Origin of the sequence: Tardiphaga sp. 285_C5_N1_2 (assembly GCF_052076065.1) — a bacterium.
Lineage (GTDB): Bacteria > Pseudomonadota > Alphaproteobacteria > Rhizobiales > Xanthobacteraceae > Tardiphaga > Tardiphaga robiniae.
Genome location: NZ_CP197241.1, coordinates 3,468,260 through 3,480,655, shown reverse-complemented (window position 1 = coordinate 3,480,655; position 12,396 = coordinate 3,468,260). Strand labels below are relative to the sequence as shown.

Here is a 12,396-nt window from a genome sequence, read left to right as displayed (position 1 = left end):
TAAGAATTTTCGTTTTCATTTCCGCCAACCTCAGAAGGACACGCACATGGATCTCCAACTCAAAGGCAAATGCGCTCTCGTCACCGGCGGCAGCGAAGGTATCGGCAAGGCGATTGCCATGACGCTGGCAAAGGAGGGCGTCAATGTCGCCATCTGCGCCCGTCGCATGGAGCCGCTGGAGAAAACGGCTGAAGAAATCCGCAACGCCTACGGGGTGACGGTGGTCGCGATTACCGCCGACCTCACCAAGGATGCGGATGCCAAGGCTTTCGTCGAGAAGGCCGCCAAGGAACTCGGCAGCATCGATCTGATGATCAACAATGCCGGTTCGGCGCCGGGCGGCGTGATCGAGACGCTCACCGAAGCCGACTGGGAACAGGCGCTGCAGCTCAAATTCATGGGCTATGTGCGCTGCTTGCGCTACGCGCTGCCCATCATGGTCAAGCAGGGTGGTGGCCGCGTGGTCAATCTGATCGGCAATGACGGCGTCAAGCCATCCTATTGGGAAATCGCACCGGGTGCTGCGAACGCTGCTGGTCAGAACATGACCCTGTCGCTCGCCGGTCAGTACGGCCGTCACAACATCTCGTTCTGCGCCGTCAATCCGGGTCCGGTTCGTACCGAGCGCTGGGCCGGCCTCGTCAACGCCATGTCGCGCGACATGAAGATCTCCTACGAGGAAGCCGACAAGCTGGCGCCGGCCTCGATCCCGCTCGGCCGCATCGCCGAAGTCGAGGAAGTTGCAAACCTTGTTGTCATGCTCGCGTCGCCTCTGGTGCAGATGGCCAACGGCACGATGATCGAAATCGATGGCGGTCAGGACAAGGCGCTGATGGACCGTTTCCGCGATCGGTAGTCGTCAAAACAGGACGCGCGGCGGCGGAATACCCCGCCGCGCGGCTCTGCGAAATTACGCCGCAGTTGCGCACGCAATCTGCTGACATTGGATGATCAAAACTTCAGCGGTGTGCTAGGCATGTTGCACCAAGACCAGTCTTGACAACAAAGTGAGTGCGCCGGACTATTTGCGTACAAACTAATTCACGTTGCAAACATGGGGCTGCAAGCGACGCAAGGGCGAACGGTCGATCCGTTTCTTGCGAAGGCTTCGGCGAGAATCACTTCTATCGCAAACGTCGATCACAACGGAGTTCGATCATGATGACGGCTCGTTCCCTTCACTCACTCGCGATTGCCGGCACAATGGCCGGCGCACTGACATTGTCGTTCGGCCACGCGGTTCTCGCGCAGGACACGATCAAGATCGGTGAGCTCAACAGCTACAAGACACAGACCGCGTTCCTCGATCCCTACAAGAAGGGCTGGGAGCTGGCGATCGAACAGATCAATGCCAAGGGCGGCGTGCTTGGCAAGAAGCTTGAAGTTATTTCGCGCGACGATGGCTCGACGCCGGGCGATGCAGTGCGCGTGGCCGATGAGCTGGTGACGCGCGAAGGCGTCAACATCATCGCCGGAACGTTCCTCTCGCATATCGGTCTCGCGGTGACCGAATTCGCCGGCAAGAAGAAAGTGTTCTTCCTCGCTGCCGAGCCGCTGACCGACAAGATCACCTGGCAGAACGGCAACAAGTATACGTTCCGCCTGCGCGCCACGACCTATATGCAGGTCGCAATGCTGCTGCCGGATGCGCTGGCTGCCAAGAAGAAGCGCTGGGCGCTGGTCTATCCGAACTTCGAATACGGCCAGGCCGCGGTCGCGACCTTCAAGGAAATGATGAAGGCCAAGCAGCCTGACATCGAATTCGTCACCGAGCAGGCACCGCCGCTCGGCAAGGTCGATGCCGGCGCCGTGGTGCAGGCCATCGACGATGCCAAGCCGGACGCGATCTTTAACGTGCTGTTCGGCGCGGACTTCTCCAAGCTGGTCCGTGAAGGCACCACACGTGGCGTGTTCAAGGATCGCACCGTCGTAAGCCTTCTGTCGGGCGAACCGGAATATCTCGATCCGGTGAAGGAAGAAGCGCCGGTCGGCTGGATCGTCACCGGCTATCCCTGGGACAAGATCAAGACCCCGGAATACCTGGCTTTCCTGACGGCCTATCAGAAGAAGTACAACGACTATCCGCGTCTTGGTTCGATCGTCGGCTATGTCACGATGACTTCTCTGGCTGCCGGTATCGCCAAGGCAGGTTCGACTGACACCGACAAGCTGATTACGGCCTTCGAAGGTCTGAAGCTCGACAGCCCGTTCGGTCCGTTCATGTATCGCGCCAGCGATCACCAGGCGACCATGGGCGCTTACGTGGGCAAGATCGCGCTTGAAGGCGGCAAGGGCACCATGGCCGACTTCAAATATGTCGATGGTGCATCGGTGCTGCCCAGCGACGCCGAAGTTAAGAAGCTCCGTCCCGCGACCGAGTAACAGGAAGTACGACGATGATCGCCGTTGATACTCTCCTCGCACGTTCAACGCGGGGAGGGGGATTCCTCCGATGAGTTTCAACGCGTTTCTGTTTCAGGCACTAAACGGCCTGTCGGCCGCCTCCGGCCTGTTCTTCGTGGCGGCCGGGTTGTCGCTGATTTTCGGCGTCACCCGGATCGTCAATATCGCTCACGGGTCCCTCTATATGATCGGGACCTATATCGCCTACAGCATCGCCACCAAGGTCGGCGGTGCCGTCGGCTTCTGGGGCGGCATTGTTCTGACCGCATTGCTGGTGGCCCTGATCGGCGGTGCGATCGAGATCCTTCTGCTGCGGCGGATTTATCGCGCGCCTGAGCTGTTTCAATTGCTCGCTACTTTCGCGCTGGTGCTCGTTATCAACGACGCGACGCTGTGGATCTGGGGTCCTGAGGATCTGCTTGGCCCGCGCGCGCCAGGCCTGACCGGCTCCATCGAGGTGCTCGGCCGCCGGCTGCCCACTTACGATATCTTCCTGATTTTCGTCGGCCCCTTCGTACTGTGGATGCTGCATCTGGCGCTGGCCAAGACCCGCTTCGGCCGGTTGATGCGCGCAGCCACGCAGGACCGTGAGATGGTGGGCGCGCTCGGCGTCAACCAGGCCATGCTGTTCACGGGCGTGTTCGCGCTCGGCGCTTTGCTCGCTGGCCTTGGCGGCGCGCTGCAGATTGCGCGCGAGCCGGCGACGCTGGCGACCGACCTGATCGTGATCGGCGACGCCTTCGTCGTCGTTGTGGTCGGCGGCATGGGCTCGATCTCCGGCGCCTATCTTGCGGCGGTCATCATCGCCGAGGTGAAGGCGTTGTGCATCGGCCTCGGCGTCGTGAATTTTGGCGGCTTCACGGTGAATTTCTCCAAACTGACGCTGGTGGCCGAATTTCTCGTGATGGCCGCGGTGCTGATCGCACGGCCCTACGGCTTGCTCGGTCGGGAGCAGGTGGCTGTGCGCAGCGTGGCTGAGCCCGAAGAGCCGCTGCGTCCTGCGACACCGGCCACGAAGATCGCGGGCCTCATCCTTCTTGTCGTTCTCGTGTGCCTGCCACTGATCGCCAAGAACTCGCCCTATACGCTCGTGCTCGGCATCGACGTGTTGATTGCCGTGCTGTTTGCAACCAGCCTGCATTTCATCATGGGGCCGGGTGGCATGCATTCCTTCGGCCATGCGGCCTATTTCGGCCTCGGTGCTTACGGCGCAGCGCTGCTGGTGAAATGGTTTGCTGCGCCGATGGGGCTCGCACTGGCAGCCGCGCCAGTGCTGGCGTTGGTCGGCGCGCTGCTGTTCGGCTGGTTCGCCGTGCGTCTGTCTGGTGTCTATCTAGCGATGCTCACGCTCGCCTTCGCCCAGATCGTCTGGGCCGCTGTGTTCCAGTGGGAGACACTCACCGGTGGCTCCAACGGCGTTCTCGGCGTCTGGCCCACTGCGCCATTCGACAGCCGTGGGGCATTCTATTTCCTGACACTCGCACTGGCCGCGCTCGGCGTATTGTTGCTCCGCAAATTCCTGTTCGCGCCATTCGGTTACGCGATGCGGGCAGGGCGTGACTCTCCCTTGCGCGCCGAAGCGATCGGTCTTGATGTCAAGCGTGTGCACTGGCTGGCCTTCGCCATTGCTGGCGGCATCTGCGGCATCGCCGGTGGATTGTTCGCCTTCGCCAAGGGCTCGATCTCGCCGGAGACCATCGGCGTCAGCCGCTCCATTGATGGTCTCGTCATGGTGCTTCTCGGCGGCATCCAGACGCTGACCGGCCCGATTGTCGGTGCGTCGGTCTATGCGGTGCTGCAGGATTTCATGATGCGTTCCACAGAATACTGGCGGGCCTTGCTCGGCGGCATCATTCTGCTGCTGGTGCTTGCGTTCCCGAGTGGCATCGTCGGCGGCCTCGTCAAGCTGATCTCGCGACGAAAGACAACATCGAAGGCCGCATCATGAGCGACCTCGCCATTCGTTCGCTCTCGAAATCCTTCGGTGGTGTGCGTGCCGTCAACGAAGTGTCGTTCGACATCAAGCGCGGCGAGTTTCTTGCGCTGATCGGCCCGAATGGCGCCGGCAAGTCGACCTGCTTCAACATGATCAACGGCCAGTTGCCGCCGGATTCCGGCGAGATCTGGTTCGAAGGGGCGAAGCTCAACGGCAAGAAGCCACGCGATATCTGGCGCCTTGGTATCGGTCGTACCTTTCAGGTAGCCGCCACCTTCAATTCGATGACGGTCATCGAGAATGTGCAGATGGCGCTGATCTCCCACGCCAATCAGGTCTATCGGCTGTGGAAGCCGGCATCCTCGCTGCATCGTGAACGCGCGCTGGAGCTGCTGGCCCAGGTCGGCATGCAGGACGCCGCCGATCGGCCGAGCCGCGAGCTGGCTTATGGCGACGTCAAGCGCGTCGAACTGGCGATTGCGCTCGCCAACGATCCACGGCTGCTGCTCATGGACGAGCCGACTGCCGGCATGGCGCCCAAGGAGCGCAACGACCTGATTGCGCTGGTGAAGCGTCTGGTGATCGAGAAGGGCATCTCCGTGCTGTTCACCGAACATTCGATGGATGTTGTCTTTGCCTTCGCCGATCGCATCATCGTGTTGGCGCGCGGACGGCTGATTGCCGATGGCGATGCGAAATCGATCCGCGACAATCCGCAGGTGAGGGAAGTGTATTTCGGCACCGGCAAGACCTTCCAGAAATCGGAGGCTCACTGATGAGTGCCCCGATGCTCTCGGTCGAAAATCTCGGTGCGTCCTACGGAGCCGCGCAGATCCTTTACGACCTCAGCCTCAATGTCGGGCGCGGCGAGGTCGTGGCACTGATGGGCCGCAACGGCGCCGGCAAGACCACGACCATGAAGGCCATCATGGGCCTGATGGCGCAGTCTACCGGCAAGATCCGGTTCGATGGCCACGATATCTCCGGCCGGCAGCCTTACGAGATTGCGCGGCTCGGCCTCGGTTTCACGCCGGAAGACCGTCGTATCTTCTCCGATCTGACGGTGCTGGAAAATCTCGATATCGGCCGCCAGCCGCCGCGCAAGTTCAGCGACGGCGTTCCGGCGCCGGTCTGGACCGAGGAGAAGTTGCTGGCGCTGTTCCCGAACTTGGGCGAAATGCCGAACCGTCCGGGAGGGCGGATGAGCGGTGGCGAACAGCAGATGCTCACCGTGGCGCGGACGCTGATGGGCAATCCGCTGCTGATCCTGCTGGACGAGCCGTCCGAGGGCGTTGCCCCCCTGATCGTCGAACTGATGGCCAATACCATTCTCGAGCTCAAGAAGGCCGGGGTGTCGATCCTGCTGTCGGAGCAGAACGTGCATTTCGCCGAGCTGGTCTCGGACAGGGCCTATGTCCTCGAAAAGGGCCAGATCCAATGGAATGGCACGATGGCCGAGCTTGCGGAGAATATTGACATTCAACGCGCTTATTTGACGGTGTAACGACCAAAACTTCAACTGTCGCGGCAACCGAAGATCGTTCATAACTAGCAAGAGATCATCGGGGACGACATGGCGCAGAAACCGACCAAGCTGAAGGCCCTTCCGACCGCGGAGCCATCGCCGGACTATGTCCTCGACTCCCAGGTCGGCTTCCTGATGCGCGTGGCGATGCAGCGCCACACCTCCATCTTCATGTCCAACATGATCGAGGATCTGACCCAGACGCAATTCGCCGTGCTGGCGAAGCTGCATGAGGTCGGCCCGAGTTCACAGAACCATCTGGGGCGGCTGGTCTATCTCGATGCCGCGACCATCAAGGGGGTTGTGGATCGGCTGGGCCTGCGCGGATTCATCACCACCGGTAGCGACCCTACGGATCGCCGTCGCCGTGCAGTGTCGCTGACCGAGAAGGGCGCCCGTGTGGTCGATGCGGCAATCCGCGTTGCAGCGGAGGTCAGCGCCAAGACGCTGCGACCGTTGACGGCCGAAGAGCAGCGCACGCTGACGCGGTTGCTGAAGAAGATTACCTGATCACATTTTGCTATTGAGCAGCGCCTTGATCCGTTGCGGCGAGACCGGCAGCTGCGTGATGGCGCCGGGCTGGCCGAGCGCGTCGTCGATGGCCGCTGCAATCGCCGCGCCGACGGCATTGGTGCCGCCTTCGCCGGCGCCCTTGAGCCCCATCGGATTGAGCGGGCTCGGCGCATCCTCGGAAATGATCACTTCGACATCAGGTACTTCGCGGGCCGTCGGCATCAAATAGTCGGCGAAGGTTACCGCCAGCGGTTCGCCGCGGTCGTCATAGGTGAACTCTTCATAAAGCGCACCACCGATGCCTTGGGCCACGCCGCCAACGATTTGGCCATCGACCAGCATCGGGTTGATCGCTTTGCCGATGTCATAGGCGACAAGATACCGCTCGACGCTGATGCCGCCTGTATCGCGCGCCAGCGAGACGACGGCGATATGGACGCCGTATGGGTAGGTCATATGCTTGGATTCGAACGATGCTTCGGCGAACAGGCCCGGTTCGTCCTCGCCGAGCAGATTGCTTCCCGGCTCGAGCGCTTTCGCGATCTCGGCAAGCGTCATGGACGGGCCGGTGCTGCCATCGAGACGGACGATGTGACCGTCGACAATGTCGAGTTGATCTGCGGACAATTGCATCAATTCGGCTGCCGCAGCCAGAGCCTTATCGCGCAGTTTCAGCGCGGCCTGCCGCGTCGCTTCGCCCGTCATCACGGAGACGCGCGAGGCGAAGGCGCCGAGGCCTCTGGCGATACGGTTGGTCTGGCCGTGGATCACGCTGACATTGTCATAGCTGGCGCCGAGTTTCTCTGCGCAAATTTGAGCGATGACAGTTTCAACGCCCTGGCCGACCGAAGCGGCGCCGGTGACGACTTCCACGAGCCCGTCGGTCCCGACATTGATCCGCACATCGTCGAACGGGCCAAGACCGCTTTTCTCGACAAACATGGCGACACCGGAGCCGACCAGTTCGCCCGCCATGCGACGCGACGTAATCTGCGTCTGCAGGTCGTCCCAGCCGATGCCATTCAGAGCCTTGTCCAGCAGCTTCGGATAATCGCCTGAATCCAGCACGATGTCGGTGCCGAGCGTTTCCAATGCACGCGTGACCGGCATCTCGCTGGTCGCGATGAGGTTGCGGCGGCGGACCTCGACGCCGCTGATCCCCACTTTGGCCGCGACCGCATCCAGCAAGCGTTCGCGCACGAAAGTGCTCTCATAGCGGCCAGGCGCGCGATAGGTGCCGCCAGGCGTCTTGTTGGTCAGGCGGATATGGCCGAGCACGCGATAGGCGGGAATGCGATAGGGACCGGGCAGCATCGCAGCGGCGAGGTCGGGCACGGTGGCGGCATGCGTGCGCATATAGCCGCCCTGATCGTGGAAGAACTCGTTGTCGATCGCCAGAATATTGCCGTCGCGATCGATCGCCGCGCGGATGTGATGGGTCTGCTGCCGCGAGTGATTGGCCGCGATCAGATGCTCGCGGCGATCCTCGATCCATTTTACCGGGCGGCCGAGGCGCAGCGCGGCCAGACACACCAGTACGTCCTCGGGATACATCTCGCCGCGAATGCCGAAGCCGCCGCCGACATGGCCTTCGAACAGATTGGTGTTGGCAGCGGTGCGGCCAAACATCTTGGCGAGCTGGTCGCGATTCCAGTGCGGCACTTTCGCAGCGCCGTACATTTCCAGCATGTCTGTCTCGGCGATGTAACGGCCAATGGCCCCGCGCGTCTCCAGAGGAACGCCGGAATGACGACCGATGGAGAGCGAAAGGCTGACTACGGCATGCGCTTTGGCGAACGCTCCATCGACGTCGCCATAACCTTTCTCGATCAGCGCGGTCTCGGTCGGTAGTCCGTCGCGGAACTCGCCGATCTCGCCATCGGCCTGCAGGATCACCGGCAGTTCCTCGATCTCGACCTCGACATGCTCGGCGGCATCTTCGGCAAGATAGGGGTCTTCGGCGAACACGACGGCGACGGGATCGCCGACATAGCGCACCTTGTCCTTGGCCAGAATGGTCTGGCGATAGGCGGCGAGTTGCTCTAGCCGCGTCAGACGGAAATCAATCGGCGGAATCTCGGAGACATCGGCAAAGCTCCAGGCGGCGACCACGCCCGGAATCGCCAGAGCCGGCGCGAGATCGACCGAGACGATATTGCCGTGCGCGTAGGTCGAGCGCACCACACGCATATAGAGTTGGTTCGGGAAATTGATATCGGCGGCAAACTTGCCCTGGCCGCGCAGCAGCGGGCCGTCTTCCTTGCGAGTGACGGATTGGCCAACCAGTCCCGGTTTGGCGGCAGCCGTCACGACTGGCGCATCTCCACCGCGGCGGCGCGGACCGCCTTGATGATGTTCTGATAGCCGGTGCAGCGGCACAGGTTCGACGACAGCACGTCGACCAGATCATGGTCGGAAATATCCGGCTCGCGCTCCAGCACGCCGACGGCGAGCATCAGGAAGCCGGGTGTGCAGAAGCCGCATTGCAGGCCGTGGTTCTCCATGAAGGCGCGCTGCATCGGGTGCATCTTGTCGCCATCGGCGAGGCCTTCGACGGTGCGGATTTGCTTGCCGTCCGCCTGCTGCGCGAACATCAGGCACGAGCGCACCGGTTCGCCATTCACCAGCACGGTGCAGGCGCCGCACACGCCGTGCTCGCAGCCGATATGCGTACCCGTTTGACCGCAATCCTCGCGGATCGCGTCGGCCAGCGTGCGGCGGGATTCGACGTTGATCTTGTGGGCTTGGCCGTTGATGGTGAGGGTGATGTCGGTCTTGTCGCTCATGAGAGTTTCCCGCTGCTGCGCAGGGCCGCACGAATGCGCTGCGGCGTTGCCGGCATTTCGTCGATGGAGATTCCGAATGGCGAGAGCGCATCGTTGATTGCGGAGATCACCGCTGCCGGCGCGCCGATGGCGCCGCCTTCGCCGAGGCCCTTGGCCTTGGTGATGGAGTTACCGGTTAGGGTCTCGACGTGATGCAGCTCGATTTCGGGAATTTCGTGCGTCGTCGGCGGCAGGAAATCCGCCAGCGTGCTGGTCAGGATGTTGCCGGTCTCGTCATAGATGATCTCTTCCAGCAACGCGTTGCCGATGCCCTGCGCCACGCCGCCATGCACCTGGCCGTCGGCGATCATCGGATTGATGATCAGCCCGGCATCCTCCGCGACCAGAAACTTCTCCATCTCGACGCGGCCGGTCTCGATATCGACCTCGACAATCGCGACATGGCAGGCGTTGGAGAAGGTGCCCGACGGATCGTAGGTGCCGGTCTCGGTGAGGCCCGGTTCGATCTCGCCCTTGAAGATGTGGGTCTGGTGATAGGCCGCACGCGCCATCGATGCGATGGTGACGGAGCGATCGGTCCCGATGACATGCGCCGAGCCGGACTGCAGCGTGATGTCTTCGGGCGCGGCTTCAAGGAAATGGCTCGCCATCTTCAGCAGTTTGGCGCGGATCTTTTGCGCGGCCAGCAGGCTGGCGCCGCCCGACAGCACCAACGAACGGCTGGCAAACGTGCCCCAACCATAGGGCGAGCGATCGGTGTCGCCGTGAACCACCTTGATGAATTCCGGATCGATGCCGATCTCGTCTGCGATGATCTGCGCCAGTGATGTGCGCAGTCCCTGGCCATGCGGCGACGAGCCGATCCGCGCTTCGACGAAGCCCGAGGGATCGATGGTCAGATACACGGTCTCGAAGCCCGGAGTGATCTCCATCCCGCGTGCCGCGAAAGCCGGGCTGCCATAGCCAGTACGCTCGGAGAAGGTGGCAAAGCCGATACCGAGATAGCGGCCGGAATCGCGCGCGATCTTCTGGCGCTTGCGGAACGCGTCGAGGTCGATGGCCTTGATGGCCATCTCCATGGTTTCCTTGTAGCTGCCGTCGTCGAAGACGAGACCGGTCGCTGATGTATAGGGAAATTTGTCGATGAGGTTTCGGCGACGCAATTCGGTCGGCTCGATGCCGAAAGCGGCGGCAGCCTTGTCCATCAAGCGTTCGAGCACGAAGGTGATGACCGGCCGCGAGACGCCGCGATAGGGCGCCATCGGACAGGTATTGGTCATCACGCCGCGCGAGCGACAATCATAGGCGCGGACGTCATAGGGGCCGGGGAGTTCGGCCAGCGCCATCAAGGGCTCGACGCCGCAGGTCGTCGGGAAACAGGAATAGGCGCCGATATTGGCGGCGATATCGCCGCGCAAAGCGAGCAGCTTGCCGTTCTTGTCGAATGCGCCTTCGAGCTGCACGTGCTGGTCGCGGCTGTGGAAGCTGGCAATCAGGTTTTCGCGGCGATCCTCGGTCCATGCCACCGAGCTGCGCAGTTTGCGCGCCAGCCAGACCAGCAGCACATATTCCGGCGCGAGCGACATCTTCTGGCCGAAGCCGCCACCGACATCGGGGGCGACGACGCGCAGATCGGATTCGGGAATGCCGAGAATGTCGCACACCGCCGTGCGTGTTAGATGCGGCATCTGCGTGGTGCAGGTCAGTGTCACGCGACCGGTCGATCCGTCATAGGAGGCATGACCTGCGCGGGCCTCCATCGGCGTCGCATTCTGACGGTGCGAGCGCGCTTCAACATGCAGCACCTTGTGTGCGGTCTTCCAGACGTCCTCGAAGCCGGGTGTCGCGATGCGACCCTCGACGATGACGTTGTGCTTGGTGTCGGCGTGAACCAGCGGAGCGTCTTCGGCAAGCGCATCCATCGCATCGATTAGCGGTGCCCCTTCGGATATCTCGACCTCGACCTGATCGGCGATGTCCTCCGCCTGATCCTTGCTCGGTGCGTAGACGGCCGCGATGGACTCACCTGTGAACCGCACGACTCCATCGGCAAGGATCGGCTGACCCACGGCGACATAATTGAACTTGCTCAGCATCGGCCGGATCGGCTTCAGCTTTGCGAGGTCCTTGGCCGTGACGATGCCTGCGCCCTCCGGTGCAGTAATATTCTCGATCGTTCCGGCAGCCACGCTGCTGCGGACGAAGCGCACCCAGTGTGTGGCCGGCATATCCGCGGTGAAGCGGCCGCGGCCGGTGACGAGGGCGGGATCCTCGAGCCGGCGGATCGAGCGCCCAACCCAGGTCGTGCCGGTGCCCTTGGTGTGGATCGTCATTGCGTCGACCGCTCCAGCGCGCGCCGCGTCACGGCGCGGACCAGATCGCAGCGATATTCCGCAGTGGTCTGGATATCCTCCAGCGGCTCGATTGCATTGGCCGCGGCTTCGCCCGCGGCCACGAACAGGTCTGGCGAGGGCGCGTTACCGTTCAAAACATCTTCGGCTTCGAGAATGCGTCGCGCACGATCCTCGGCACCGCCGATGCCGACATGTGCATCGGCGATCACGCCATCAACAAGGCGATAGGTGACGAGCGCTGCCGACATTGCAAAATCGCCGGCACGGCGGCTGAATTCATAGAAGCCGAATTTGGTATCGTCGGGTAGCAGCGGCAACCGTGCTTCGGCGAGAAATTCGTCCTCGGCCAGCGATGTCGACATGATGCCTTCGAGGAAATCGGTGACAGGCACGATGCGTTCGCCGCGCACACTCTTCACGACCAGCTTAGCGTCCAGCGTTGCCGCGACGAGGCACCATTCCGATGCAGGATCGGCATGGGCGAGGCTGCCGCAAAACGTGCCGCGCATCCGGATCGGATAATGCGCGATGTGGCTGACGACGAAAGCGAGGAGCTTACCAAGTGGACCGTCGATGACAGGCTTGTGGAATGCGCCGTGGCGCACCCGCGCGCCAATCGAGAGATAGTCGCCGTCGACAGCGAGGCGGTCGAGCCCTTCGACCTCATTGATATCGATCAAGTGTGCTGGCCGCGCCATGCGGAACGCCATGATCGGCACCAGGCTCTGGCCGCCCGCCAGAATGCGGCCATCGAGCGGCGCAAACTCGGCCAATGCACTCACAACTTCATCCACGGTGCGTGGGACGTGTCGCGTGAACGGCGCCGGCTTCATATGGAAAAACCCCGGGCAGGAGGGCCAAAATTCACTTGTATGCTAA

Annotated in this window: 10 protein-coding genes; 6 read left to right on the top strand and 4 right to left on the bottom strand. The window is 62.2% G+C overall.

Annotated features, from left to right (window positions below; translation table 11 throughout):
* Positions 1 to 46: 46 nt before the first annotated feature.
* From AB7951_RS16670 to AB7951_RS16645, 6 genes are all read left to right on the top strand, one after another.
* Positions 47 to 856 carry an SDR family NAD(P)-dependent oxidoreductase gene (locus AB7951_RS16670; protein WP_089267123.1) on the top strand — a complete coding sequence of 270 codons (810 nt, stop codon included), beginning with the start codon at positions 47 to 49 and terminating at the stop codon, positions 854 to 856.
* Positions 857 to 1,161: 305 nt separating this feature from the next.
* Complete coding sequence (locus AB7951_RS16665; protein ID WP_120291209.1) at positions 1,162 to 2,382, top strand: ABC transporter substrate-binding protein; 1,221 nt, start codon at positions 1,162 to 1,164, stop codon at positions 2,380 to 2,382.
* 70 nt (positions 2,383 to 2,452) lie between these two features.
* Positions 2,453 to 4,351, top strand: a complete 1,899-nt coding sequence (locus AB7951_RS16660; RefSeq protein ID WP_441255922.1) for an ABC transporter permease subunit — start codon at positions 2,453 to 2,455, stop codon at positions 4,349 to 4,351.
* A complete protein-coding gene (locus tag AB7951_RS16655; protein WP_093758939.1) occupies positions 4,348 to 5,115 on the top strand; it encodes an ABC transporter ATP-binding protein in 768 nt (255 codons plus the stop codon). The genes AB7951_RS16660 and AB7951_RS16655 overlap by 4 nt, the downstream gene beginning before the upstream one ends.
* Positions 5,115 to 5,843 carry an ABC transporter ATP-binding protein gene (locus tag AB7951_RS16650; RefSeq protein WP_092151506.1) on the top strand — a complete coding sequence of 243 codons (729 nt, stop codon included), beginning with the start codon at positions 5,115 to 5,117 and terminating at the stop codon, positions 5,841 to 5,843. Before AB7951_RS16655 ends, AB7951_RS16650 begins: the two co-directional genes overlap by 1 nt.
* A gap of 69 nt (positions 5,844 to 5,912) precedes the next feature.
* Positions 5,913 to 6,374 (top strand): MarR family winged helix-turn-helix transcriptional regulator, encoded by a 462-nt coding sequence (locus tag AB7951_RS16645; protein WP_120290968.1) that lies wholly within the window; start codon positions 5,913 to 5,915, stop codon positions 6,372 to 6,374.
* Here AB7951_RS16645 and AB7951_RS16640 read toward each other — a convergent pair whose 3' ends face one another.
* Genes AB7951_RS16640 through AB7951_RS16625 form a run of 4 tightly spaced genes read right to left on the bottom strand, consistent with a single transcriptional unit; the run spans position 6,375 to position 12,350 of the window.
* Complete coding sequence (locus AB7951_RS16640; protein ID WP_439061380.1) at positions 6,375 to 8,687, bottom strand: xanthine dehydrogenase family protein molybdopterin-binding subunit; 2,313 nt, start codon at positions 8,685 to 8,687, stop codon at positions 6,375 to 6,377.
* Positions 8,684 to 9,163 (bottom strand): (2Fe-2S)-binding protein, encoded by a 480-nt coding sequence (locus AB7951_RS16635; protein WP_120290972.1) that lies wholly within the window; start codon positions 9,161 to 9,163, stop codon positions 8,684 to 8,686. Before AB7951_RS16635 ends, AB7951_RS16640 begins: the two co-directional genes overlap by 4 nt.
* On the bottom strand, positions 9,160 to 11,496 hold the full coding sequence (locus tag AB7951_RS16630) for a xanthine dehydrogenase family protein molybdopterin-binding subunit (RefSeq protein WP_120290974.1): 2,337 nt from the start codon (positions 11,494 to 11,496) through the stop codon (positions 9,160 to 9,162). The genes AB7951_RS16635 and AB7951_RS16630 overlap by 4 nt, the downstream gene beginning before the upstream one ends.
* On the bottom strand, positions 11,493 to 12,350 hold the full coding sequence (locus tag AB7951_RS16625) for an FAD binding domain-containing protein (protein WP_120290976.1): 858 nt from the start codon (positions 12,348 to 12,350) through the stop codon (positions 11,493 to 11,495). Before AB7951_RS16625 ends, AB7951_RS16630 begins: the two co-directional genes overlap by 4 nt.
* Between the last annotated feature and the right edge of the window lie 46 nt (positions 12,351 to 12,396).

Bases quoted from the DNA above. Each gene is read 5' to 3' on its own strand.
- AB7951_RS16670 (WP_089267123.1), top strand. From the start codon at position 47: ATGGATCTCCAACTCAAAGGCAAATGCGCTCTCGTCACCGGCGGCAGC.
- AB7951_RS16665 (WP_120291209.1), top strand. From the start codon at position 1,162: ATGACGGCTCGTTCCCTTCACTCACTCGCGATTGCCGGCACAATGGCC.
- AB7951_RS16660 (WP_441255922.1), top strand. From the start codon at position 2,453: ATGAGTTTCAACGCGTTTCTGTTTCAGGCACTAAACGGCCTGTCGGCC.
- AB7951_RS16655 (WP_093758939.1), top strand. From the start codon at position 4,348: ATGAGCGACCTCGCCATTCGTTCGCTCTCGAAATCCTTCGGTGGTGTG.
- AB7951_RS16650 (WP_092151506.1), top strand. From the start codon at position 5,115: ATGAGTGCCCCGATGCTCTCGGTCGAAAATCTCGGTGCGTCCTACGGA.
- AB7951_RS16645 (WP_120290968.1), top strand. From the start codon at position 5,913: ATGGCGCAGAAACCGACCAAGCTGAAGGCCCTTCCGACCGCGGAGCCA.
- AB7951_RS16635 (WP_120290972.1), bottom strand. From the start codon at position 9,163: ATGAGCGACAAGACCGACATCACCCTCACCATCAACGGCCAAGCCCAC.
- AB7951_RS16630 (WP_120290974.1), bottom strand. From the start codon at position 11,496: ATGACGATCCACACCAAGGGCACCGGCACGACCTGGGTTGGGCGCTCG.
- AB7951_RS16625 (WP_120290976.1), bottom strand. From the start codon at position 12,350: ATGAAGCCGGCGCCGTTCACGCGACACGTCCCACGCACCGTGGATGAA.